The 23,443-nt window shown below is 35.7% G+C and carries 24 protein-coding genes; 6 read left to right on the plus strand and 18 right to left on the minus strand.

All coding sequences use genetic code 11. The annotated features are described in order from the left end of the window. Window position 1: 1 nt before the first annotated feature. From CE058_RS16785 to CE058_RS16815, 7 genes are all read right to left on the minus strand, one after another. A complete protein-coding gene (locus CE058_RS16785; RefSeq protein WP_048011716.1) occupies window positions 2–1,030 on the minus strand; it encodes a Gfo/Idh/MocA family protein in 1,029 nt (342 codons plus the stop codon). A gap of 1 nt (window position 1,031) precedes the next feature. Then, the gene (locus CE058_RS16790; RefSeq protein ID WP_048011715.1) at window positions 1,032–1,772 is read right to left on the minus strand and encodes a ThuA domain-containing protein; all 741 of its coding nucleotides are present in this window, start codon (window positions 1,770–1,772) and stop codon (window positions 1,032–1,034) included. Window positions 1,773–1,787: 15 nt separating this feature from the next. Then, complete coding sequence (locus tag CE058_RS16795; RefSeq protein WP_163144222.1) at window positions 1,788–2,516, minus strand: response regulator transcription factor; 729 nt, start codon at window positions 2,514–2,516, stop codon at window positions 1,788–1,790. Further along, on the minus strand, window positions 2,494–4,308 hold the full coding sequence (locus tag CE058_RS16800) for a sensor histidine kinase (RefSeq protein ID WP_163144224.1): 1,815 nt from the start codon (window positions 4,306–4,308) through the stop codon (window positions 2,494–2,496). Before CE058_RS16800 ends, CE058_RS16795 begins: the two co-directional genes overlap by 23 nt. 264 nt (window positions 4,309–4,572) lie before the next feature. Further along, window positions 4,573–5,859, minus strand: a complete 1,287-nt coding sequence (locus tag CE058_RS16805; protein WP_163144226.1) for an ABC transporter substrate-binding protein — start codon at window positions 5,857–5,859, stop codon at window positions 4,573–4,575. Between the two features lie 67 nt (window positions 5,860–5,926). After that, the gene (locus CE058_RS16810) at window positions 5,927–6,754 is read right to left on the minus strand and encodes a carbohydrate ABC transporter permease (protein ID WP_048012034.1); all 828 of its coding nucleotides are present in this window, start codon (window positions 6,752–6,754) and stop codon (window positions 5,927–5,929) included. After that, window positions 6,754–7,695: a carbohydrate ABC transporter permease gene (locus CE058_RS16815; protein ID WP_163144228.1), complete on the minus strand. Its 942-nt coding sequence runs from the start codon at window positions 7,693–7,695 to the stop codon at window positions 6,754–6,756. Before CE058_RS16815 ends, CE058_RS16810 begins: the two co-directional genes overlap by 1 nt. Window positions 7,696–7,941: 246 nt before the next feature. Here CE058_RS16815 and CE058_RS16820 point away from each other — a divergent pair, with 246 nt between their 5' ends. Beyond that, on the plus strand, window positions 7,942–8,790 hold the full coding sequence (locus tag CE058_RS16820) for a nuclease-related domain-containing protein (protein ID WP_286168039.1): 849 nt from the start codon (window positions 7,942–7,944) through the stop codon (window positions 8,788–8,790). Window positions 8,791–9,675: 885 nt separating this feature from the next. Here the strand turns inward: CE058_RS16820 and CE058_RS16825 are convergent. Further along, entirely contained in the window at window positions 9,676–10,074 is a 399-nt protein-coding gene (locus tag CE058_RS16825; RefSeq protein WP_163144233.1) for a hypothetical protein, read from the minus strand. 86 nt (window positions 10,075–10,160) lie between these two features. On the opposite strand from CE058_RS16825, the gene CE058_RS16830 reads away from it, so the two are divergent. Continuing rightward, on the plus strand, window positions 10,161–10,649 hold the full coding sequence (locus tag CE058_RS16830) for a hypothetical protein (RefSeq protein WP_163144235.1): 489 nt from the start codon (window positions 10,161–10,163) through the stop codon (window positions 10,647–10,649). A 101-nt stretch (window positions 10,650–10,750) separates the two neighbouring features. Here the strand turns inward: CE058_RS16830 and CE058_RS24815 are convergent, their stop codons facing one another. Further along, the gene (locus tag CE058_RS24815; protein ID WP_204260549.1) at window positions 10,751–11,329 is read right to left on the minus strand and encodes a GIY-YIG nuclease family protein; all 579 of its coding nucleotides are present in this window, start codon (window positions 11,327–11,329) and stop codon (window positions 10,751–10,753) included. 677 nt (window positions 11,330–12,006) lie between these two features. On the opposite strand from CE058_RS24815, the gene CE058_RS16840 reads away from it, so the two are divergent. Continuing rightward, a complete protein-coding gene (locus CE058_RS16840) occupies window positions 12,007–12,708 on the plus strand; it encodes a hypothetical protein (protein ID WP_163144236.1) in 702 nt (233 codons plus the stop codon). A gap of 4 nt (window positions 12,709–12,712) precedes the next feature. Beyond that, a complete protein-coding gene (locus tag CE058_RS16845; RefSeq protein ID WP_163144238.1) occupies window positions 12,713–13,216 on the plus strand; it encodes a Pycsar system effector family protein in 504 nt (167 codons plus the stop codon). Window positions 13,217–13,241: 25 nt separating this feature from the next. Here CE058_RS16845 and CE058_RS16850 read toward each other — a convergent pair whose 3' ends face one another. From CE058_RS16850 to CE058_RS16875, 6 genes are all read right to left on the minus strand, one after another. After that, window positions 13,242–14,558: an adenylate/guanylate cyclase domain-containing protein gene (locus tag CE058_RS16850; RefSeq protein WP_163144240.1), complete on the minus strand. Its 1,317-nt coding sequence runs from the start codon at window positions 14,556–14,558 to the stop codon at window positions 13,242–13,244. A 462-nt stretch (window positions 14,559–15,020) separates the two neighbouring features. Beyond that, entirely contained in the window at window positions 15,021–15,242 is a 222-nt protein-coding gene (locus tag CE058_RS16855) for a hypothetical protein (protein WP_163144242.1), read from the minus strand. Window positions 15,243–15,304: 62 nt separating this feature from the next. Beyond that, on the minus strand, window positions 15,305–15,724 hold the full coding sequence (locus tag CE058_RS16860; protein WP_163144243.1) for a phage major tail protein, TP901-1 family: 420 nt from the start codon (window positions 15,722–15,724) through the stop codon (window positions 15,305–15,307). A gap of 881 nt (window positions 15,725–16,605) precedes the next feature. Next, window positions 16,606–18,255 carry a phage major capsid protein gene (locus CE058_RS16865; RefSeq protein WP_163144245.1) on the minus strand — a complete coding sequence of 550 codons (1,650 nt, stop codon included), beginning with the start codon at window positions 18,253–18,255 and terminating at the stop codon, window positions 16,606–16,608. A gap of 6 nt (window positions 18,256–18,261) precedes the next feature. Continuing rightward, window positions 18,262–18,435, minus strand: coding sequence for a hypothetical protein (locus CE058_RS16870; protein WP_163144247.1), 174 nt, complete (start codon window positions 18,433–18,435; stop codon window positions 18,262–18,264). 848 nt (window positions 18,436–19,283) lie between these two features. Further along, window positions 19,284–20,714, minus strand: coding sequence for a DEAD/DEAH box helicase (locus CE058_RS16875; protein WP_163144249.1), 1,431 nt, complete (start codon window positions 20,712–20,714; stop codon window positions 19,284–19,286). Between the two features lie 340 nt (window positions 20,715–21,054). On the opposite strand from CE058_RS16875, the gene CE058_RS16880 reads away from it, so the two are divergent. Together CE058_RS16880 and CE058_RS16885 are read left to right on the plus strand one after the other, a co-directional pair. Then, window positions 21,055–21,240 carry a hypothetical protein gene (locus CE058_RS16880; RefSeq protein ID WP_163144251.1) on the plus strand — a complete coding sequence of 62 codons (186 nt, stop codon included), beginning with the start codon at window positions 21,055–21,057 and terminating at the stop codon, window positions 21,238–21,240. Between the two features lie 160 nt (window positions 21,241–21,400). Next, complete coding sequence (locus CE058_RS16885; RefSeq protein WP_286168040.1) at window positions 21,401–21,724, plus strand: hypothetical protein; 324 nt, start codon at window positions 21,401–21,403, stop codon at window positions 21,722–21,724. Window positions 21,725–22,106: 382 nt separating this feature from the next. On the opposite strand, the gene CE058_RS16890 is transcribed toward CE058_RS16885, so the two are convergent. From CE058_RS16890 to CE058_RS16895, 3 genes are all read right to left on the minus strand, one after another. After that, window positions 22,107–22,319, minus strand: coding sequence for a hypothetical protein (locus tag CE058_RS16890; protein WP_163144253.1), 213 nt, complete (start codon window positions 22,317–22,319; stop codon window positions 22,107–22,109). Window positions 22,320–22,391: 72 nt separating this feature from the next. Then, window positions 22,392–22,529 carry a hypothetical protein gene (locus tag CE058_RS24820; RefSeq protein WP_204260550.1) on the minus strand — a complete coding sequence of 46 codons (138 nt, stop codon included), beginning with the start codon at window positions 22,527–22,529 and terminating at the stop codon, window positions 22,392–22,394. Window positions 22,530–22,540: 11 nt separating this feature from the next. After that, the gene (locus CE058_RS16895; RefSeq protein WP_163144255.1) at window positions 22,541–23,425 is read right to left on the minus strand and encodes a hypothetical protein; all 885 of its coding nucleotides are present in this window, start codon (window positions 23,423–23,425) and stop codon (window positions 22,541–22,543) included. Window positions 23,426–23,443 lie beyond the last annotated feature (18 nt).

Genomic DNA, 23,443 nt, shown 5'->3' on the forward strand with positions numbered 1-23,443 from the left:
CTCAATTAATTCTTACAATCTGCTTTGTTTCGCTGGACTCCAGGGCAGCAAGAATCACTTGGAGCGACTTCATTCCCTCGGAACCGGAGATGGCAGGCTCCTGTTCATTTAAAATACTTTCAATGAAGTGGTCAATGACCCCTGAACTCTTTTGCCCGCCTTCTTCATTTGTCTGGATTCCGCCGAGCTCGTACTTCACTGTTTCACCGTTTGCATACTGAACAATGAGAGAGTTCACCGGATCATCCTCGAGTCTCAAAATAGCTTTCTCACCATAAATAATTGTAGAATTGTCTTCTTTAGATACGTAAGACCAGCTTGCAGCCAATGTACCGATCACACCGCTTTCCGTTTTCAAAACGCATACGGCTGTATCATCGACATCAGCACCGGCTTTGGCACTTGTTTCGACAAATGCTCCGACCTCAGCAAACTCTTCTCCCAGCAGGTAACGCAAGAGGTCAGTCTTATGGACACCAAGGTCACCCATCGCGCCAATAAAAGCCTGATCCTTTTTGAAGAACCAGCTTTCTTTGCCATCTGCACTCCATCCCTCCGGCCCGCCATGTCCAAAAGCAGTCCGGAAACTGTAGATTTTTCCCGCTTCCCCCCTTGAAATCAACTCCTTTGCTTTTTTATGAGATGGAACAAAGCGCTGATTATGAGCAATCATTAATTTCTTTCCATTTTTATGGGCCGCTTCTATCATATCCTGCGCCTCTTCCATAGAAGTGGCCATTGGCTTTTCACATAAAACATGCTTGCCCGCGTTCAATGCTGCAACTGAAATTGGAGCATGCAGATAATTCGGGGTGCAGACACTCACTGCATCTATATCCGTGTCATCCAACAATTCCCTATAATCGGTGTACGCCTTCACCTCGTAAAGATCTGCAAATCCTTTTGCACGCCCTTCATTAATATCACATACTGCTGCAATGACAGCCCCGCTGCTTGCATGATATTCAGGCATATGCCGATGCCTGGCTATACTTCCGCATCCAATGATCCCAATCTTGAGTTTTTTCATCTTAATTCTCCACTCCTTCATGTTTCACACTGATACTCTCAAGCGGCTCCGCATTTCCATAGACCGGTACCGGAAGATCAGCCGGCTTCGCCCATTTAACAGCATTTTTAATAACCTGCTGGACGTCCTTATGATAATAGGTTGGATACGTTTCATGTCCCGGACGGAAATAAAAGATTTTTCCTTTTCCCCGCTTGTATGTGCAGCCGCTCCGGAAAACCTCACCGCCTTCAAACCAGCTCACCATTACAAGCTCATCCGGTGCAGGGATATCAAAATGTTCTCCATACATCTCTTCTTTTTCCAGTTCAATATATTCTCCAAGTCCTTCTGCAATCGGATGGCTCGGGTCTACAATCCAAATTCGTTCCTTTTCATCCGCTTCTCTCCACTTTAAATCACAGGAAGTTCCCATCAGCACTTTAAAAATTTTAGAAAAATGGCCGGAATGAAGGACAATCAGCCCCATTCCATCGAGTACTCTTTGTTTTACTTTTTCGACGATTGCATCCTCAACTTCCCCATGCGCCAGGTGCCCCCACCAGACTAAAACATCTGTTTCCTGTAGAACAGCATCACTGAGTCCATGTTCGGACTCATCCAATGTCGCTGTTTTCACCTTAAAATCTTCTCCACTTAAAAAATCCGCAATGGCACCATGGATACCATCAGGATAGACTGCCCTTACCTTTTCATCCTTCTGCTCATGGCGATTCTCATTCCAGACAAGCACGTTAATCATGGATCTTCCTCCTTCTTAATTCATACTTCTATATTCATTTGGGGAAATTCCCTCAGTCTTTTTAAAGACTTTGCTAAAATACTTTTCATCCTGATAGCCAACCTGAAAAGCAATTTCATAGATTTTCAGTTTATGGTTCTGCAGAAGTTCCTTGGCCTTGTTCATTCGGACATTCGTTATAAAGTCTGTAATAGTAGCCTGATATTCCTGTTTAAACTTCCTGGAGATGTACTCCCTGCTTAAATAAAATCTATCTGCAATTTCCTGCAGATTAATATCTTTGTTATAGCTTTCCAGCAGAAACTGTTCTATTTGCTGGATCACATTCATTTCCCTGTTTTGCTCCTGATGGCATTCTACTGGAGAATTTTGCTGCTTCCATTCATTAATGGCTTTTTCCAGGATTTCATTCAAAATGTCCGGATCGATAGGCTTCAAGATATAATCAAAGCTTTTATAACAGATGGCATTCCTCATATAGTCGAAATCATCATATCCGCTGACAACAATCGTCTTGCTGGATAGATCTGAAGAATGTATCCATTTTAAAAGGCTTATGCCATCTCTCTTTGGCATGCTCATATCTGTGAATATGATTTCCGGGCGATGCTCTTTAATCAGCTTTATGGCCTCATTTCCATCTGCCGCCTCCATGATCGTGTCAATCCCAAAACGGCTCCAATCTCCAAGAAGCATTAAACCTTCCCGCACATGCTGTTCATCATCCACAATAATTGCTTTCATCTTTTCCACCTTCCATCCTTTTTGGAAGTTTAATAGAAACCAGCAGCCCGCCCTGCTCCAAGTTCTTAAGCTGCAGGTAAGCCCGTCTGCCATAATAAAGTTTTAACCGGACATAAACATTCTTCAGTCCGATATTCATTGACTCACCATTTTGCCCTATCCAGTCATTCATCAAATGCATCCGGATTTCCTCCAGCCTGCTCTCAGAAACGCCTGTGCCATTATCCTCAATAAGAAGATCCAGGTAAAATTCATCCTGTCTGCAGGTTATTTTAACCTCTCCAGTTTTTTCGCGTGCATCAAAGCCGTGTTTAAAGTAATTCTCCACTAAAGGCTGTAATATCATTTTCGGGACAGGGAACCCCAATGCTTCATCATCAAGCTGAAAATTAAACTGAAGCTGATCACCAAATCGTTCCTTTTGGAGCAGAAGGTAGGCCTTGGTATGGTCAATCTCTTTTTGAAGAGGAACCATCCCCTCCTCCATATTCATGCTGTACCTCATGATTTTTGAAAGGCGGGTAACAGAAGAATAAATTTGCGGGCCCTGATTTTTCAAGGCCGCAGTTCCAATTGACTGCAATGCATTGTATAAAAAATGCGGATTAACCTGTGACTGCAGAACCTTAAGCTGATTTGTCTTGTTTTCAAGCTGAAGCTTATACTCCCGATTAATCAGATCATTAATTTTATCGATCATTTGCCTGAATCGATCCCCGAGATGACCAATCTCATCATTACCGAAAGATTTAAAACGGACATCAAGATTTCCCTTTTCAACCTGATCGATATTTTTGAGGAGAATTCTGATGGGAGAGGTAATTCTGACAGAAATAAATAACGTGGCGAGAATAACCAGGCACAGCCCGATTACGCCAAACATGATATTGATTTTCGCCACACTGAATGCACTTTCATATAAAGTGGTATATGGGACTCGCTTAACAAGATACCAGCCGCCTGAATTTTTCGATAATTGATCGTATATCATTACACCGCTGAATGTATCTTCCTCCCATTCAGCCGTGCCATTTTCTTTATTTGCCCCTATCACCCAATCAATCCACTCAGGTGTTTTATCTCCGTTATCAGCTTCATCCGTTGAACGGTAGATCATGTCACCTTCAGGAGATATAATATAAAATTCTTCATTTTCCCCCGAATAAAGATTGCGGCTGATATTGGTTATTTGATCCGGTGAAAACTCCAATGATATATAGGCCAATAGATCATCCGCTGGAATATTGATTAAAGACCGGTGAAGCGTAATTACATTCTCAGGCTTCTTTTCATCAGGATCCTTTATCTTATGGACCGGCTCAAGAAACATATTGTTTGGACTTTCTTCCGCTTTTTCGTAATATTCCTGATTGGCATTTGTCAGCCTCTTTGAAAAAACAACAGTAGAGCGGCGGCTCGCTGTTATGAGCCGATCTTCCTTTGCAACTGCAATATTAACCCGTTTGATATTTTCCTCAGCATACAATATGGTCGAAATTACATTTCTTACAGCTTCGACAGCCTGGTAATTATTTTCCTTCCTCGGATCTTTTAAAAAGTTTATAAAACCTGGATTATTGTAGAGAGATAGTGTCAGCCCATCCAGTTCATTTATGTACCCCTCCAGGTTCACTTTTCCTTGATATAATAGGTTGCTATTTTCTTTAATGGCCTGGTCCTTCAAGGATTCGGCTGTATGGTAGTAAGTGATGATAATGGACGCCCCAAATGGAACGATTGTGGCAACCATTAATAGAACAATCAGTTTATTCCTAATGCTCCTTTTGAACATTTACATCCCCCGCTGCTATCTCTTTTACAATAGTATAAAGCAACTTCCCTTTTTGGGGATGCCTTTTTTCTATGGGATTTTCCGGATTATAAAGTGAAACTTCAATCAGTGGGGTTTTTCCTTATCCCCCACTGATTGTTAGTCGCGTTCTAGTGTCGCTAAGATCTCCGCTAGCGCTTCGATCAAACGACNNCGTTAGACTGCGATAAAAATAGAAAACAGAAAGCATATCTTTTGCAGACATGCTTCCCGTTTCACCAAAATTTATTTCAAGTTATCCCAGGATGCCTGGAAGCGTTCAACAACCGTATCATAATCAATCTTTCCGGCAGCATATTCCTGGATTGTTGCTGCAAACTCTTTATTTGCACCATCCGGCCATCTGAACCATGTCCAAGGAATCGTTTTCTCTTCCTTAGAATACTCAAGAATATGCTTTCCAAGTGGCCCTAAACCTGTTGGCTCAATATTGTCAAAGGCTGGAATGAAAGCAAACTCTTCTGTGATATAACGTTTGCCTGTTTCAGATGAAACCATCCAGTTAAGGAATAACTTGGCTTCTTCAAGATGCTCAGAGTTTTTGTTAAGAACCCAGTTGTTCGGCACGCCTACCGGTAAACGGTCTGCCTTAGCTTCATCATCAGTCAGAGGAATCGGGAGGAATCCCATATTAATGTCAGGGTCAATTTCAAGAATCATGTTCTCTGTCCAGTTCCCCTGCTGAAGCATAGCTGTTTTGCCGGAAGCAAATAGTGTGACTTGCGTATTGTAATCAGTTGTTAACGGATTGTCATTTCCGAAGTTAATTTCAGTATCAAGAACTTCTTTGAATTCTTTAAATTTATCATTGCCGGTTAACTTTTCAGATCCGCTGTATAAGCCTTCAATAAATGCAACAGGATCCTCCTGCTGTGCAAATGGAATGTTTAACAAATGCTGCCCAATGACCCACCACTCACCGTAACCGGCAGAGAAAGGGGTAATTCCTTTATCTTTGAGCTTTTTAGCAGCATCCTTCAATTCAGAAATCGTATTAGGCGGTTCAGTAATTCCCGCTTCTTTAAATAAATCCTTGTTATAAATAAACCCGTATCCTTCCAGGTTTACCGGCATTCCATAAAGCTTGCCATCTGTATCGGTCGTTGGCACCTTTCCAATTGGAAGTACATGCTCTGCCCACGGCTCATTTGAAAGGTCAGCAAGATGCTCTTTCCAAAGCTCCAGTTCCTTAAATCCGCCATTATTAAAAATGTCAGGCTGTTCTCCGGAAGCAAACTTCGCTTTTAATGCGGCACCATAATCAGCTCCGCCTCCGACAGACTCAAGCTTAATTTTAATATTTGGATGCTCTTTTTCGAATTCGCCAATCATTTCCTGAAGCTGATCGGCAATCTCCACTTTAAATTGGAACATGTTCAGTGTTACCACTTCATCACCATTTTTTGAATCATCCTTTGGCTTTTCATCCCCTGAAGAGCTGGAAGAAGAACAGCCCGCCATAATGCCGGCCATCAGAATCAATGACAGCAGTAATAGAGCAAAGCGTTTCATTTTGTTTCCCCCCTGAATAATTTTATATAAACTTTCACAGCCTCTTTGGATGTAAAAGTCTCTACCATTACTTAATGGATCCTTGTGCAATGCCTTTTATAATATGCTTCTGCAGGAACAGGAAGAAAATGATGACCGGTGTAATGCCCATCACAAGGGCAGCCAGTCCCATATCCCACTGCTTTGTATATTGTGCGAAGAATGAGCTTGTGGCCAAAGGAATCGTTCTAAGCTCTGCATCCTGAAGCACCAGAAGCGGCAGCAGATAGTCATTCCAGATCCACAATGTATTTAGAATGACAACCGTTACAGTTATTGGCTTCAGAAGCGGAAAAACAATTCTCCAAAAGACGCCAAACTGGCTGCACCCATCAATTCGGGCCGACTCTTCGATCTCGATTGGAACTGTTTTAATAAAACCGTGATAAAGGAAAAGTGATAATGGTACACCAAAGCCAAAGTACATAATGATGAGACCAGGTATGCTGTTTGTCAGATTCAGCGTGCCACCGAGTTTCATCAGAGGAATCATAACGGTCTGGAATGGAATAACCATCGCAGATACAAATAAAACAAACAGGATTTTGCTGAATTTCCCCGGAGTCCTAACCATCTTCCAGGCAGCCATAGAACTGATGACAACCAGTCCAATATTGCTGATTACCGTTATTATAAGCGAATTCCAGAAGGCCCGAGGGAAATTAATGATATCCCATACCTTCAGATAATTGGAGAATAAAAATTCCTGCGGCCATGCTGCAGCATCAATCAGGATATCTGCAAAACCCTTTACAGAATTAATGAACACGAAGTAAAAAGGAATGAGGAATATGATTCCTAATAGAATTCCGATGATCTCCAGCAGCAGCGTAACCTTCGTATATCTGGGATTCATTATGCCTCAACCTCCCTTTTCTTCGTCATCATCACCTGAACCGTTGTAAAAATAGCTACCACAAGGAAGAATAAAATCGATTTTGCGGTACCAAGACCATACCGGTTATTCTGGAATGCCTCTTGATAAATGTTAATCGCAACCGATTGTGTCGAGTTAAATGGCCCGCCGCCTGTCAGTGAAATATTCAGGTCAAAAATCTTAAATGCCATTGATATCGTTAAGAAGAAACAAATCGTAAATGCCGGTAAAATAAGCGGAATGATTATTTTTGTCAGCAGTGTCCAGCTTGATGCTCCATCGATTCTTGCTGCCTCAAGCAGTGTCTGATCAACCCCCTGCAGTGCTGCAATATAAATAACCATCATATATCCGCTGATCTGCCAGGCAAACACAATTACAATGCCCCAGAATGCTGTTGTCTCATCTCCAAGCCATGGAAGCTTAAAAACTGAAAGATCCGTTAGATTACCGATAGCAGCAAACCCTTTTACAAAAATAAACTGCCAGATGAACCCAAGCAATAATCCCCCGATAACATTCGGAATGAAAAACACAGTCCTCAATAAATTCCTGGACTTCAAGGCTGCGTTCAATAATAATGCAAGTCCAAATCCTAGTAAATTACTAATAATAACCGAAGCTAACATAAATTTAGTAGTAAAAATAAAGGAATCAAAAAACTTAGGATCACTCTTAAAAATCTTTATATAGTTTTCAAGCCCAACCCACTCAACCACAGAACTAACGCCATTCCAGGACGTAAACGAATAATAAATCCCCATCAGGAAAGGAATGATCTGTATCACCAGGAAAAAAATTAATGCAGGCCCTACAAAAGCAAGGTATGTTAAAATCTTTTTCAAATTTGCTTTTTTCCTGGAAACTGTTTTAATCTCTGACTTAATTGCCGGTTCCCCGATCTCAACCTTTGTCTCCAATTCTCTTCACCGCCCCCTATCTTCTTGCAAACACTTTCCTACATTATATTTGAAAGCGTTTGCCTATATAGGTGACTGAATTGACTAAATGGTGCAATATTTTGACTTTTTCAAAGGGTATAACTTGTGTTAATGGAAAACATTGCATAGAATGAAGCTATCTTGAATATAGGGATGTGAATTATGATAGTAAAACTTCGGTATGAACCAGAGGAATTAAAGCTGCTTCGCTGTTTACAGGGAAGAATGCGGCTTTCCCCTAAAGATTACAGCTACTTTCTTAATTTAGAAAAAGGTTTTTCAGGTGAGCAGCAATTTGATCAACTGCTGGAACAATCGTCTGAGGAATGGATTATTCTTAATGATTTATTGTTCGATTACAGTAACACCCTTTTCCAAATAGATTCACTATTAATCACTGGAGACTGTATTTATATTTTTGAAGTCAAGAATTATGAAGGAGACTTCTATATCGATCAAGACAGATGGTATACAGCACCATCAAAAAACGAAGTGAAAAACCCCCTTCTGCAGCTGCAGCGAAGTGAATCACTCCTGAGAAGACTTCTGCATGAATTGAGAGTAAAAACCCCACTTAAGGCTCTTCTTATTTTTATTAACCCCGAATTTCATTTGTATCAGGCCGCAATGTATCTTCCTGCTATATTTCCAGCGCAGCTTAATCGCTTTTTAGACACATTGAAAATGAAATCCCAGCCGGCAACTAAAAATCATTTTATGCTGGCGGAAAAGCTAATGTCGCTTCATATGAAAGATATTCCTTATGGCAGGCATTTTAAGTATACTTTTGAAGAATTAGAAAAGGGGGTTAAATGTACTTCTTGTGGCTTGTTTATGTCTTTATTAAATAAAAACAATTTAAAATGCGGCTGCGGATCAATTGAGAAAACCGAATTTGCTATATTGAGGAGTGTTGAAGAATATAAAATACTATTCCCTGAAGAAAAAATAACAACCAAGTCTATTCATATGTTTTGTAATATTCTAAACTCAAAAAGATCCACTCAAAAAATCTTATCTAAGCAATATCAGATCAATGGATTTGGTAAGACATCCTATTATGAACCTTTTTGAAATGTATTTTGGTCAAAGTATTCAAATTCCCTTGAGGTATAGAGAGTAGGCTACCTTGTATTTATTCTATGCTTTGAAGCTGCCCTTCTTTTGGTTTTTAGTGGAGACCTGGTTTCTATGCTTTGATGCAGCTTCTTTTGGATTTTAATGAAGATGTGGTTACTATCCTATCCTTTGACGTACCTTCTTTTGGTTTTTAGTGAAGATGTGGTTACTATCCTATACTTTGATGCAGCTTCTTTGGATTTTTAGTGAAGAAGTGGTCTCTATCCTGTACTTTGATGCAGCTTCTTTGGGTTTTTAGTGAAGATGTGGTCTCTATCCTATACTTTGACGCAACTTCTTTTAATTTTGATGAAGATGTAATTTCTATCCTATGGTTTGACGCAACTTCTTTTAATTTTGAGAAGATGTAGTTTCTATCCTATGCTTTAACTCTTTCATTCTCGTTTGCTAATAAAGAGTTATCTACTTTGGAGCTACACCATATCCATTACTTGCTTCATTAATTCAAACTTGGTTTATCTTGTAGCATAGGAAGCTTCCGAACAGTTCAGAACTCTATTTCAAAACCACCCTCTGAACCGTTCGGAACTCCGCATTGAAACAATTGGTGATAATCAGAAAAATGGCTGTATGGATGATTAATGTCCTTCAAAATCAGCAGGGATATAAATTAACAACAAAAAAAGGCTTCCTATTAAGGAAACCTTTTTTTCAGATACCGGTGGTCGGGGTCGAACCGACACTCCAGAAGGAACACGATTTTGAGTCAAGACTCTCTTACGACACCCCACCGATACAGTTATATCAACAGTTCATTAAATTTTAACTAAAACCGACGCATACGATTACTTACTATTATGCTTATACTTGTCTGAATAGTCAAGAAGTTTGTTTGTTAAATTTCGCTTGTCCCATTTGTTTATACTTCTTAATAAGGACTCTTTCATAATGTCTTGCATCCTGAACGGTGTCAAATTCAGCTACAATTTTATAACCTACCAGTCCTTCCTCCATTAGTCTTCTATGTTCCGAATTCCTTCTATTAGTATACCTTCTACACCTATACCAAAACCCACTTCCAACATAAACGACTTCATTACCTAGAAGATGACAGTAAACTGTTTGTTTATCGACTTTTCTAAGTTCGTCAGGCTTAAGTTCGTAGTTCTTTATAAGCTGTTGTATCTTCTGGAAATTTATTCCATAAACCTTTGCGATGTCCTGATTTGTCATTTTGTTTGATAAATGTTTAATTAACTTCTCTTTAGTCGGATACAAGATAACCACCTCGCTACTCTTATATCAACAAAATAAAAAGTGTAAAATGAAGCTATCAAATTTAATAAACTGAAGGGAAATAGAAAATGAGCAAAAGGTTTTTTACTGAAAAGGATTTAACAAGAAAAAGACAAGCCTATTATAATTTTTATAAAGATGAAGAGAGCGGAGGTTTAAGAGCATTTAACGGATTAAATGAAGAGCTTACCCTTAAAGAAGTTGAAGAGTTAATAGCAGGACTAACGACTTCATATCCAAATATAAGTGATAAAGAATATAAAGAGCGAACTTTGGACCAAATAAAAAATGATGTTGATTATTCTTTTTCTGAATTTAATCAAGGTCCAGCAATTAAAAAGTATTTTAGAAAAGATTTAAAAAGGCATTATACTATTGAATGTGTTAATTGTTTAAAAGAAATTTCAACTAAAACTAATGAAGGATATTGGATGGCACAAAATTGGCACAAGGAGATTCATGGTGAAAAGTTTTGCTCAGAATGGTGCGTCAATAAGTATATTGACGAAATTAAACAAAATACAATTAAAGAGAAAAAAGTCCGTTATGGTTTATAAACGATTTAATCAAAAAACCTTGAAATCGAAATCAAGGTTTTTTGTATTATAAAATTTAGATTTTATGCTAAAAAACCTCATCCGGAGACAAGTCCATATTTTTATATAGCTTCTTCTTCATACATTTCATTTCCACCAGGAACACAGTTGTAGAAGTTTGGATCTTGTACTGCTTTGAATTGGTCGATGTAAAATTTTTCCAAATCACAAAGTTGTTCGTGAGAATATCCAAAAGCTATATCTTCTCTTACAAAGTTTTCACTTCCGTATTTTTCAATTGCTTTCTTAAAAACTGTTCCACTTCCAAGGTAATCATCACCAAAAACTGTGTGCTTTCCAATGTATTGTTTTCCATTGATTAGATTAGTAGTTATATAAATGAAGCCATACTTCATGTTAGTATCGAATTCTTCATTTTTGATAATTTTCTTTTTCTTACCGAGAACAGGAGTTATGTCTTTCCATCTCCCTTCACCTTCAAGTATTGTTTTCAAAAAACTGAAAAGTTTGTTATGAGTTCTTTTCATTTGATTTCCATGATATTGATCGCTATGTTCTATTCCAGTCATTTTCGGTTTGTCCAAGTGATCAGAATAAATTGTCATACCAATAAGATTGTTAGTCTTCTGAAATATTTTTACCATCATATAATTTTCTTCATTTGATTTTCTAGTCATCATTCATTCCTCCAAAATAGTTGAATCTCTATTCATTAGATTAGCATAATTTAAAAACTAGCCCCCACATATATGCAATTGATTGGATAACAAATGAAAAATGAATTAGTAAAAAAATCTATTTACCCTTTTAAGATTTTATGATATTAATATATTGGGGGAGGAAACTCCCCGAAACATATGTATTACCAAAGTGAAAAGAAACATGTGGTGCTAAAGCAAGCGGGCAAAGACCCAAAAGGGTGCGCGAGGTGGGTTACCTTCGGGGTAGGCGTAGGTGTTTCGTTTTTTTTTCAACGAGGTGTACATATGAAAAATTTCAAGAATTTTAGTTTTATCTTATTAATCGCCCTAGTGGTCATTGTGACTGCAAATATCATTGTTTCAAAAATTCCTTTAGCTGAGGAAAGTACCCGATGCTCGGATTTGGTTTTTAATCTTAAGCAAGGCGAAATCAGACATACTACTGGAGAGGGCGTAAATGTTTCTTGTTACATTACAAAGACGGGTAAGTAACGTTTTTGGACCCAGGGCTAAAACCCTGGGTTTTTTTGTTTTAAATATATAAAATTGATATTTAATATTCGTTAGAATATTACCAAACCTGTAAAATATTGATATATTATAATTAGAACTTTAGATTTATAGTTTCATATTACTAATGGGTGGTGTAAATTATCATGACAAAACTAAGAATAGTTAACCTACCTAACAAGGAGGCATTGACTGAAGAAAAAATCATAAAGAGTTTAAATGCTACAGAAGTACTACATGAACAATTCTCTATTACTGATTTACCAAATGGGATGATTGGGTTAGCTGCAGCTTTACCTGCTGCGACTGCTGTTTTTGACTTAGCAGGTTCATCTCTAAGTATTCGAAATAATGGTGCATTAAATTACGCCGCTGATTCTCAAGATTTATTTAGAGGTTTAAGTAATATCATATATATGCATGATGGAATTATAGAAAAATTTCCCGGTGATGGAATAAGCATGCACTTTCCAGCGACTAATATCACTAAGGAAACTGCTATAATAAGAGCTTATAAAGCAATAAAGGAAATGGATTGGTTTCTTCGTGACAAAAAGAAAATGAACAAAAGTCAGTATAGATTTACTCTTACCTATGGAGAAGATACAATAGTAACTAAATTTGGAAATGCTCGACACGAGGAAATTATTTCAATAGGTCATGCAGTTAATGTTGCACACAAATTAGAAAAACAAGTAAAATCTGGCGGGTACTATATAGGTATGGATGATCAATGCAAACCTATTATAGAAAAAAAATGGTATGATGAAAATTATCAACGCGAATGGATGCCTGATGATCTTTGTAGAGGTGATAAATTAATCGAATTCTGGTATGGAGTGAAGTAATTAAATGAATTTTTCATCAAAAGACGATCGCGACCGCTTATATGATTATCACAAGCACAATTTAGTGTATATAGGTGATTATATTAAATTTGCAGATGCAAAAGCTGGAGTTGCATTAAGTGTAACATTATTGATGTTGGGTTTCTTTGGAAAAATAGCTAAAGAAAATGGATTTAGTGGTTTGAATTTTTGGGAGTATAGCTTATTGATTGGTTTAATTCCTTTACTTGTGGCTTGCTTTATATTCATTCTGAGGATACTCTGGCCAAATTATCCTACTGGTACAACTGCTTATATGTCCTGGGGTGGAATTGGCTCCTTCGAAAATAGCCGAGAATATTTAAATCGTTTAAATTCCTTAAGCGATAAACAATTGATTAATGATATGGCAAAACAAAATTACAGCCTTGCTGATGTCTGTTTAACAAAGTATAAAAATTTAAAACTTGGTTTTAAATTTTTAACTGCAGGGGCTATTATTGAAACTGTTAGCTGGTTTTTTAGCTAATTAAAAAAGGGATAAACCAAAATGTTTATCCTTTTTTATTACTAATTAATTCTGACTGTTCAGTAATTCCTAGCTCTTTGATTACATTCATTTCATCATTAACAAAAATACCAAACCTATCTTGTCCAATTAATGTTCCTTGTGAATCATACAATGAACATTCCATATAATGATGTCCATTGTATGCAGTACTTTGCTCACAAGTGTATTTATTTTTAAATTTATCCATATAAAAAGTTAATCCACTCTCCGATTCGCTTGCTTCCTTGCCTCTATTTATTACTTTCCATTCAATTCGGCTAGGTTTTAATTGTATTAAGGCTCTCTTTAGGACTAATTTAAATCCTAATCCCGCCTCCTTTTGAATGGTTCTGGAATTACTTTTTAATGGAATAATGGTTTCTAAATCCTCTGATACTTGAGATATAATTTCAAAATCATCTGGAGATTTAAATCTAGTCGCCTGTTCCTTAGGTAGAAAAGAGAATGAATTTAGATATTTTTCCCAATCAAAAATTCTCATCTGATAATATGCTTTTAAATGAGTATCATTTAAGACATATTTATCCTCCTGCTTTTCCCCATCCTTAATAAAGGTTTTAACTTTTATAAATTCATCTGGCAAATCCAAAAATGAAAAAACATTCTCACCAATTAAGATGTTATTTCTCGGGGCTTTCGCCTGAAGCTTGGCTGCCAAATCTGTATGAATACTAGTAGAAGTTACTTCCGTGATTTCGCCCAAACCATACGAGGACCATAAAACTTGATGATCATCACCGATATCAATGCCTATTCTAATCCGCAAAGGCTCTAAGTCATTTTTTATAAAAAAATCACTTAATGTATATTTATTATAAGATTGCATTAAAGAAGCAGCATTCAAAGCATTAATAATTGCATCTGATTTTTTCATATCCTTATGACCAAAATAAGCAAAAACTGCATCCCCTTGTAATCGGTGGATATGACCATCAAATACCTGGAAAATTTCAATAGCTGACTTTAAGATAGCATTTTTATAAAAACGAACCGTTGACAATGGAAATTTTAGACCTAATTTAGTTGAACCGGATATATCTAAAAATAAAGAACAAACGTACTGATTCCGAGATTCTGTTTCTAATAAATCCTCGAAGTCTGGGTGAATTCCAATGGTACTTGAAAACGGAGCCCCACTTTTACCAAACAATAAACGTAATTGCTCTTTTGCAGGCAGAACAGTATCTAACTCAGTGGCATTTGCCATTTTTTCGAACACATCATAGTGTGATTTCTTTAGTATTTCCTTAGGAACCTTCTGTGCAAACAACTGGTCAAATATAGGTTTTAATTTATCCATCTTTACCTCCACTAAAGAAAAATATATATAGTTATATTCTACCATTAATAAACCCTAAATTAAGTAGTATAAAAGAATAATTAAAGATGTAAATATAATGAATTGAGAATGTATAAGCAATATTGCTTGACCAAAACGAGCAAAAAAATAAGTAGCCTAACCAAGATTGTTAGTCTCTATTAGGCTTTACTGTCCTTCAAATTCTTTTGAAATCAACTTAGCAAGCTCATCTGGACTATAAGATGATTCAAGAGAGAACTCATAAGTCTGAAAATAAACAAAGTTTCTTCAAAAAATTTTTTAAATAGAAACAAAAATTTTCTGGTCATACTTGTCTAGTATGGCCTTTTTACTTTCAACACAAATATGGTCAAATAGGACGATCACCAAAAGAGCCCCTCCCACAGTTATTATGAGATTGAGAGAGTTTTTTTTCTATCAAAGAGGCGGATACTTACATACTTATAACCAACCTCTCATAAATCCATAACTAACCTCAGAACAACCAATTGATCTTAATGATAAGTTAACTCTATCTAGCATCTTAGTTCTCTCTATGTTCTTACCTTGATTGTTCATCTCTTCTAAGAAGTACTTAACTAAGACTGAAGCTGCTGCTAACTTAAACAAATCTTTATCCATACTATCTTTAAGATGTTGTAAGTGATGTAACTTCTCTTTCATACATATCATTCCTTTCATATAAAAGTAAGAACTAAGGTAGTTAGCCTTAGCTCTTATATCTGTTATGCTAACTCTGTTCCTGCAGGTGCTACTGTTAATGCTCCATTGCCTTGTAAGCTAACTGAATATGTGGCAAGGTCATCATACGGAAACTCCAAAGGCAGATCAGTTATAACTGCATTTCCAAAATACTTTGAACCATTTGGCATTTCTAAGTAAACATCTACCGTATTACCATTTATAAATTCTTCTTCCAATACAATGTAAGCACCATCATCGGTAACGAATGCTCCATCACAATCAATACTGAACTCTTTAAAGCCAGGAAGACTCTCTTTCCAGTTTCCTTCTGAACTCTTACTTGTCGCATCAATAGTCTCAGCGCTACGATTTAATGTAGCATTTCGTTGTCCTGCGAGAACCATTGAAGTTCCTGCCTTATGAATAAATACCTTACATTTCATACCTTGTATTTTTCCCACTTCTATATCAATCCTTTTCGATTATTTGAAGTAAAAAAGAGACCAGAAAAAATATTAACGGGTTCCGTTTCCTATCACAAACATAAAAAATGTACGTTAAAATGAGTGCCAATTCACATAGGAAATTGACACTCACTTTTTATTGGTGTAAAGCCATTTGAGCGGAAATTACATATAAATTTGTATAGGAAAATGCACCCTAAATTGTAGGGGGTACAATGACTGGTGTACCCTTACCATTTTACCTACAATTTGATATACAAATTGTCTTACCATAAATGCTTAGAAAGCAAGTTATAATTGGATATATATGTTAAGATGAAATAAAGTTTGTTAAAAAATGTACTCACACTAACGGAGCAGGTATGGTGAAGAAGGAATTGTATTTTTATGTTAAAATTTATTAATGAAAGAAAGATAAGAGCGGGAAAATGGAAGATGTTTATGGAATAGAGGTGAAATAATGACTACTACTACTACTCCAATTATATTACTCATAATACTCATATCAATTTTAGTATTTAAAGGAATAAAGAACGGAAGCATGAAATTTACTGGTAAAAGATTTTTATTGGGTTTAATTATAACTATCGTAGTTATTAACGTGACTATGTTCTTCATCTTGTAAATACTATGTGAACTATTGTACTTAAAGTAAAAGGTGGTTTACTTCAACAGGAAACAAAAAATGGATATTTTAAAAATGGGCTCAGTGTGAACTGAGCCCATTTATTTTTTATTGCAAAAACATCTACAAAAGGCAGTACAAATTGGGTTGTATTTTCGACTGCATTTTCGGATTTTGTGATAGGAAACGGAACCCGTTAAAAAAATATCTGATCTCTTAAAAGATTGTGAAGAATTCCACATAAGGCGGTATATTAAATCGCAAATACGTAGCCTTTAGCAATTGCACTGTGATTTGTTACTTGTCCATCGCCATAGAAGTCTGCAACGAATCCAACTGTTCCACGATAAGCATGAGCAGCATCATTTGTAATCTGTTGGACGTTAACTTCCTTTGAAACTCCAATAGTATAAGCATCTTCCATACTTCCAAATACAACAGGATATTGCCCAATATCATTTCCAGCATCTAAAGCATTAGTTACTTCAATCGGAAAGCCATGTAGCGTTGGAGTAATTTTCCCATCAATTACGACATATTCCATAACTAATTGCCCTTCTAAGTCTTTAAGTTGAGCAATTTTTTCAAAGAATGGTCTGCTCATATACCATGAACTATTAGGTAAAAAGTCTTCATGGACTTTTGTAGGCATTTCTCGAAGAGGAGATGGGGTAATCACAGTTCCAAAATCACGAGTTGGAACATTCTTATCATGAACAATTCCATTGAATCCATTAGTTCCTGTACCAGTGAAAATTGACTTTTCAATAGCTTTGACTACTCGCTTAGCAATTTTCTCTTTTGCATAACTTGATAGGTCTGCTCCAGAATCATACATCAGTTGCTTAGAAAAACTCATTGATAATCCGACACGTTTTTTCTTCAGCGTTCCGAAGTTGTCTAATTTAAGACTAATTTCAGGAAGTGAATCAAATTCCCCTTCATCTACGAAAGCAGCATCTTCTAGTTCAGTCTCAACAGCAATTTTCATTGTGTGTCCAGTAAACGGAATCTTTCGAGCCTTTAAATATGATTGAGAAGTGCTTTCTGCTTTTTTGATGATCTTTGCATCAACTTGCTCACCCAATATTGAACCATTATATTCTAATCCTTGTAAGGCACGTTCTTCAGTTTGTTTTGTCATTTTGATTTCCTCCATTTGATTTTTTATATCTTCGAGCTCAGATTTAAGCCCTTCTAATTTTCCTTTTTCACGTTCTAAAGCAAATGCAAATCCTGTGTTTTCTGGTGAAAGCTTAGACATATTTTCAAGACTACGGATCGTTCCTTCTGACTTTTGAATATCAAGCTTAAGACTTGCTTCACGAGTATCTAAAGGAACCTCTCGAGCTTCTTCTTCAACCTCTTCTTGAACATGAATCTCAGGTTCTTCAATCAATTCAATAGATCGAGCTGCTATTGTTGATTGAGCGTAAGCTGGGTCTTTAACAACTGAAACTTCATATAACTCAAGTTCATCAATTGTTCGTTCGTACAAATTTGATTCAATTTGTTTCCATGAATCTTTGATGGTACGAAAACCAAAGCTCATATTTCTGAAGATTCCAGAGTTAATTAGCTCGAAAGCATCCTTACCCCAGCTTGTAGGTGTAATCGTAGCTTCCATATAAAGACCCTGTTCGTCTTCACGTAGATTCAGACTTCCATTTCTAGTTGAAGCAAGAATCTTATCTGCTTTATGTTCTGACAAGAAATCAATGTCTCTTCCAGCACTTTTAATTGCTCTAGCAAAAGCACCTTTAGCAATCTTTTCTTTAAACCTCTTTGTAACTCCAAGCACATGACTTAATTGCTCAGTCTTATTGACGTAACCAGAAACTTTTAATGAACCATCTTCGTTGCTAGTTAGCTGTGCTGAGTTTACTCGTAATTCCATTTCCATTGACTATCAACTTCCTTTCTGATTTTCTTCGAAGTACTCTTTTTCGTACTTCTCAAGAATTTCTTTTGTTACTACATTTCCGTTGCAAGTTCGATCTTCAACAGTAAAAAGAACTTTGCCATCAGACTCTATCAGATTATAAATTCGTTCACTTTGAATCCATTGAGCTTTATTGGTCATCTATTTCATCCTTTCAAAATTGCTTTCAAAGCAAATCTAAAAAATCGCAAAATAAAGAGTATGGCCGCATCCGAAGATACGACCAATCTTAACCATGAACTGTCGGAAGAATGGCCAAAGACTTCCAAACAAAATTTTAAAATAAAAAAGACAACCGTAAGGCTGTCTCGGTGTTGATACAGTTGACAAGGCTGTATCATTACAAATGGTTAATTCTTCGTGTCCTCAACTACAAGAGGAGATTGTTGGCTGATAAGACCAACAACAAAATATATGATAATTTATGTTAATTTTAAGAGGAGGTGAGAACTAACTATCTATCGAATCGTAGTATGAACTAGTAAACAATAGTAATTAGTTCTCTGTCTTTTATGACGCTAAAAAATCGAACAGCCTAGTTCTAACTCTGGATAAAAAAAATCAAATCCTTAGAAGCAGAGAGTAAGTGTTTCCGCACTTCGCCTCTCTTATTATTAATATATATAGATGAAAGATAATGTACGTATATTTTGCTTTTAAAGCAATATTTTTATCTCTCTATATTTATTATACTTTGTAGGCAATTACTAGACAGATTTCGTACTATTTCTCCAACTTTCTTTCAATCTTTTCACATGCTCATTATCTTCTTGTTTGATGGGTTTAACTCTGACTTGTTTGACTTTGCTACCAAGAGTCTTAGTAAATTCAACTCTTTGGCCGAAGCCATAATTATCAATAAGTTGGAACATCTTTGGCTTCCTCCGAAAAGAAATTATTTTTATTATCATATCTGTTCGTTTTAAAACGTAAATGAGAATTGGTAACTTTTTATTAAAATAGAAAAAAATAAGACAGCCATAGCTGCCTTAAATTGAATTAAATTGCCAATATCTTTGTTTCTTTCCATCTATATTCTTTGAACCAACTTCAAGGACATAATTATTCTTTTGATACAAATAATCTCGAACAACTTTTGGTCCTACAGTTCCAGAACTACTTACAATACCCGATTCCTTAAATAGTTCTTTTATTTTATCTTGATCTTCACGAACAAGGAATTTTCCTTCAATTATTCCTAGAACTTCTTCAACCGATTCTGAATGTTCTTTTAACATTTTTACATAAGTGTATGGATAAAACTTTTCAACAATTCTCTTGTACGTTCCAACCGTATCTCCACTCATTGTAGCAAAGTCAGATATATCGGACTTAAGTTTAGCTAGTTTCAGTTTGTTTATTTTAATATGAGCTAAGTCTTTATTTTTCTTATCAGTCTCATGCCATACAAAGCTTGGAACTTTTCTTTTTCCGTACTTGTTCTGCCATTCATAAATTCCTATGTCGGAGAATTCTAAGTCTCGTTTCATAGACTCAACTTTTGTTCTAATTGCTTGTCCATAAGGAACTTGAATATATAGTCGTACTTTTCTTTTATCTTCACCTTTTCGAACTCTCGCAACAGACTGACGTATATCTACTGAAGACGGAGTTCCAATGATAACAACATTTTTTATGTCTTCATTGAAGTTAATCCCAGTATTCATAGCCGCTGTCATAAAACCAATTTGTCTGTTAGACTTTTCTTGCTCGATAATTTGTTCTCGAATATCTTCGTCATTTTTGTCTCTAAAAGTCTTGTTTCCTTTACTACAAATAAAGAATGGATTGTGTTCAATGAACTTTTGAGACATTTCGTATGCTGAAGTAGCAGAAGATGAAAATACTAAAGTTTGTTGGCTGTCATCTAAATTTCTTCTAATTTCATTTTCAATAGCTTTTGTGGAGCGAGTTAAAAAAACAATTTCAACATTATGATTGGAATAATCAACAGTAGACATTACAATAACTGGCTTCTTGAACTCAACATATTGTAATGGATCAGGAGTTCCACTTAGAAGTATAATCACTGAATTTCTTGCCTCATTTATAAAGTCAAACGAAGTTTCTGTATTATCATTAAAGTCTGCATCTTCAACAAAGTAATGAGCTTCATCACAAACTATATAGTCGTAATGATTCATTAATAAACCGTTCTCTAACTTCTCTTCTAAGGATTGATACGTACAATAATCAATGACATGAGACATGAATTCTGTCTTTACTCTCACTTGTTCTCCAATGGATGACCTTGGATAAAGAAATAATATTGACTTTCCTTCTTGTTCAGCCAATGGAATCAAGTGACTAGCAATCATAGAAGTTTTTCCGCTGTCTGGTTCTGACCAAAAAGAGTAGTTATATTCCGGTTCCATCAGTTTAAAATCTTTTTGATTAAATCTTTCAGATAAGTATGCCATAGTTTGTTCCTCCGGATAATTTATTTCTCTCACATATGCACTATATCTGCTGAATGAAATACGTAAATTAAACGGAGCAAACTTTTTAAATTCATTTGTTTTGGAACAAAAAGATAGTCACTGCTAATATTAAGAAATACGATTTTTTTGTACCTTTAATAAAATACTTAATGCTATCGAGCTTCGCTCGATGCAGGTCAAGAGCTTCGCTCTTGAACCATAATATAAAATGAGAATTTTATACCATTATTGAGCTAACGGGCAGTTTAATTGAACAAAGGTATTCCGGTTGTATGGTAAAATATAACCAATAATTGATTCTTTTTGGGGAGGTTTTTTAATGGCTGGATTGTTCGGAGCTATCGCTTTTTATATTGTTGGATTATTTATTCTTTATATAGTCATAGAAACAGCTGTAAGGAGGGGTATAAACAGTTCAATAATTGGTCAGTTTCTTGAAAAAAAGTATGGAATTAGGGGAGATAAAAAGTCTTTTCTTGATGATGATTTAGATAATGATAAATAAAAAAGAGTTTTAACTATTGGGAGCATTTCTTCAAGAAGAAATACTTATTCTTATGGCAGATAGGGCAGGATTGTTTAATAAGCAAAAATAGAGGATTTATGAAACTATTATTTGAAAAATCCGTATAATTATTAAAATCTAATAATGCGGAGGTGTTATTTTGGAACCCAATGTTCAAATGTCTCAAAGCGTTGAAATTGTTACCAAAAAAGAAGTAAGTAAGAGAAAATTATTAAATATAATAGGTATATTTATTTTTGGTGGATTAGCATTAACTAATGTAACAAATCCACTCCCTTCAAGTGATTACACTAAAGAATTTTTGCTATTTATTGGTGGAAGTGCTATTATCTATTACTTTTTAGTGAACATCTATTTCATAGGACAGATAGGTAGAAATATTGTTTATACAACTCTTATTCTTTTAGGTTGTTTTAGTATATTTATGGCTTTTTATATTGCAACTAATTCAATACCACACTAATAACTATATTCAATTATTATTCCTCAAGTAACGGGTGCTTTAGTTAAAGAAGCCAAAGGAGGACCCACTGGGTCCTTTTTGAGTTGATTAATAAAATATTGATTTTATAATAAAAATGGAGTTCAGGATATTCTTCGTTATTTTCACTGGCTCCTTGATAACTAATCATCTGGACTGAAAATACATAAGAATACCCAATTTGGATTCTTATGATGACTTCTGAGGAGTTTGTACCTATAAACCTATTAACTAGTCTTATAAAGTCCAACAGGAGTCAACGTATGACCTCTGAAGGTTATTCTGAAGAGCTATTAAGTATAATCTCAGGCTATGAGCATATTTTGTGGAATAAAAGACAAAAGACCGAGCAATTAAGCCCGATCTAATTAAGGTCAAGAGGTCCAACTTTACCATCGAAGAAACCAATTTTTTCTAGAATATCAGAAAATTTCTCTGTAAGAGATTCTTCTTTTAAAACAGCTTTACGATATATTTCATCATGCTTTCTTCTGTACATGATACTAAAGCAGTAGTCTCTTCCTCTTCGTATTCTTCTTAACTTTTCAATTTCTACTTCTAAATCAAATTGTTCCATGATATGACCTCCAAAGTTTAGTTGAAGTCATTATACGGTTCAAAATGAAAGTGTAAAGCAAGATTTAAAAATTTATTCATCATCATACTCAAGATCAGCAATTTTAATATCAGACTTATTGTAGTATTCGTCATAAAGTAAGCTGAGCAACTTCCATCTTTCTTCGTTCTCAAGATTCTTAATGATTGATAGTACTTGTTCTGCTTTCATTTACATTCCCCCTAAAATGGTAGTTCTTCATCAGATATATCAAGACTTACAAGTTCAGCTTTAGATTCTTCTTCTGAAGCATTGAGCCAGTCAAAGTATGGTATGTCTGTGCCTTTCAGTCGTTCTCTCATACGTTCATAAGGGTTTATGAGACCATGCTTAACTTGACTCTTGTATAACGTGTTCTTAAGGCATGTTGCTAGGTATGCTGGAAAGTTTTCAATAGTATGTCTGACTTGCATTACTTCATCAACAACACGAAGACATACTTCTTTGCTAAGTCCTTTAGCACGATATTCGTTTGTAAGCTTGTATATGATTTCATCATCGTATGTATCTTGAACTCGTTCTATGTTGTTTTGTTTTAGATACAAATCAGCATTATCTTCTTGAGTATCTTTGTTACCAATGTTGTTAACAAATTCATGCTTTAGAGGTTCTTTAGAGGCTTTGTTTAAAGTATTTTTTAAAGCTATATTATGTTGCTCATAAAGAGGCTCACATGCTTGTTCTTCTGGGTGTTCATCTGGTTGTTCATTTGTAATTTCCTGTTCGATTGATTCAATTATGTAAATATTTGCACTTTGTTTATTATTCTTCCTCTTAGCTGCATTGATCGTGAGAATACCAATATTCTGAAGCAGACCAAAAAACCTTCTTACTGAAGACAGACTGATTTTCATTCTAAATCTTTCTTCGAACATTTCTACGAATGTATTATGAGCAATACTAAACACACCTTGTCCATTAATTGCAAGGTCTGAAATCATACATGCCATACGGAATTGAAGGTCAGTAAGCTCCCATCTATTCTTAATTTTAGGAACAAGCAATTCAGGATTATACGTTCCTTTACTATACTTCTTTAGCTCCTCATTTTTACAATTGACTAACATTTGTAGACGTCAAGTCGA

Origin of the sequence: Bacillus sp. 22-7, from assembly GCF_010628845.1 — a bacterium.
GTDB classification, from domain to species: Bacteria; Bacillota; Bacilli; order Bacillales; family Cytobacillaceae; genus Cytobacillus; species Cytobacillus firmus_B.

What these genes read in the sequence shown, in the direction of transcription:
- CE058_RS16870 (WP_163144247.1), bottom strand. Translation starts at nt 18,435, where the DNA reads ATGACCAATAAAGCTCAATGGATTCAAAGTGAACGAATTTATAATCTG.
- CE058_RS16845 (WP_163144238.1), top strand. Translation starts at nt 12,713, where the DNA reads ATGAATTTTTCATCAAAAGACGATCGCGACCGCTTATATGATTATCAC.
- CE058_RS24820 (WP_204260550.1), bottom strand. Translation starts at nt 22,529, where the DNA reads ATGAAAGCAGAACAAGTACTATCAATCATTAAGAATCTTGAGAACGAA.
- CE058_RS16820 (WP_286168039.1), top strand. Translation starts at nt 7,942, where the DNA reads ATGCGGCTTTCCCCTAAAGATTACAGCTACTTTCTTAATTTAGAAAAA.
- CE058_RS16850 (WP_163144240.1), bottom strand. Translation starts at nt 14,558, where the DNA reads ATGGATAAATTAAAACCTATATTTGACCAGTTGTTTGCACAGAAGGTT.
- CE058_RS16800 (WP_163144224.1), bottom strand. Translation starts at nt 4,308, where the DNA reads ATGTTCAAAAGGAGCATTAGGAATAAACTGATTGTTCTATTAATGGTT.
- CE058_RS16880 (WP_163144251.1), top strand. Translation starts at nt 21,055, where the DNA reads ATGGCTGGATTGTTCGGAGCTATCGCTTTTTATATTGTTGGATTATTT.
- CE058_RS16805 (WP_163144226.1), bottom strand. Translation starts at nt 5,859, where the DNA reads ATGAAACGCTTTGCTCTATTACTGCTGTCATTGATTCTGATGGCCGGC.
- CE058_RS16785 (WP_048011716.1), bottom strand. Translation starts at nt 1,030, where the DNA reads ATGAAAAAACTCAAGATTGGGATCATTGGATGCGGAAGTATAGCCAGG.
- CE058_RS16895 (WP_163144255.1), bottom strand. Translation starts at nt 23,425, where the DNA reads ATGTTAGTCAATTGTAAAAATGAGGAGCTAAAGAAGTATAGTAAAGGA.
- CE058_RS16855 (WP_163144242.1), bottom strand. Translation starts at nt 15,242, where the DNA reads ATGAAAGAGAAGTTACATCACTTACAACATCTTAAAGATAGTATGGAT.
- CE058_RS16810 (WP_048012034.1), bottom strand. Translation starts at nt 6,754, where the DNA reads ATGAATCCCAGATATACGAAGGTTACGCTGCTGCTGGAGATCATCGGA.
- CE058_RS24815 (WP_204260549.1), bottom strand. Translation starts at nt 11,329, where the DNA reads ATGATGACTAGAAAATCAAATGAAGAAAATTATATGATGGTAAAAATA.
- CE058_RS16840 (WP_163144236.1), top strand. Translation starts at nt 12,007, where the DNA reads ATGACAAAACTAAGAATAGTTAACCTACCTAACAAGGAGGCATTGACT.
- CE058_RS16830 (WP_163144235.1), top strand. Translation starts at nt 10,161, where the DNA reads ATGAGCAAAAGGTTTTTTACTGAAAAGGATTTAACAAGAAAAAGACAA.
- CE058_RS16790 (WP_048011715.1), bottom strand. Translation starts at nt 1,772, where the DNA reads ATGATTAACGTGCTTGTCTGGAATGAGAATCGCCATGAGCAGAAGGAT.
- CE058_RS16890 (WP_163144253.1), bottom strand. Translation starts at nt 22,319, where the DNA reads ATGGAACAATTTGATTTAGAAGTAGAAATTGAAAAGTTAAGAAGAATA.
- CE058_RS16875 (WP_163144249.1), bottom strand. Translation starts at nt 20,714, where the DNA reads ATGGCATACTTATCTGAAAGATTTAATCAAAAAGATTTTAAACTGATG.
- CE058_RS16865 (WP_163144245.1), bottom strand. Translation starts at nt 18,255, where the DNA reads ATGGAAATGGAATTACGAGTAAACTCAGCACAGCTAACTAGCAACGAA.
- CE058_RS16795 (WP_163144222.1), bottom strand. Translation starts at nt 2,516, where the DNA reads ATGAAAGCAATTATTGTGGATGATGAACAGCATGTGCGGGAAGGTTTA.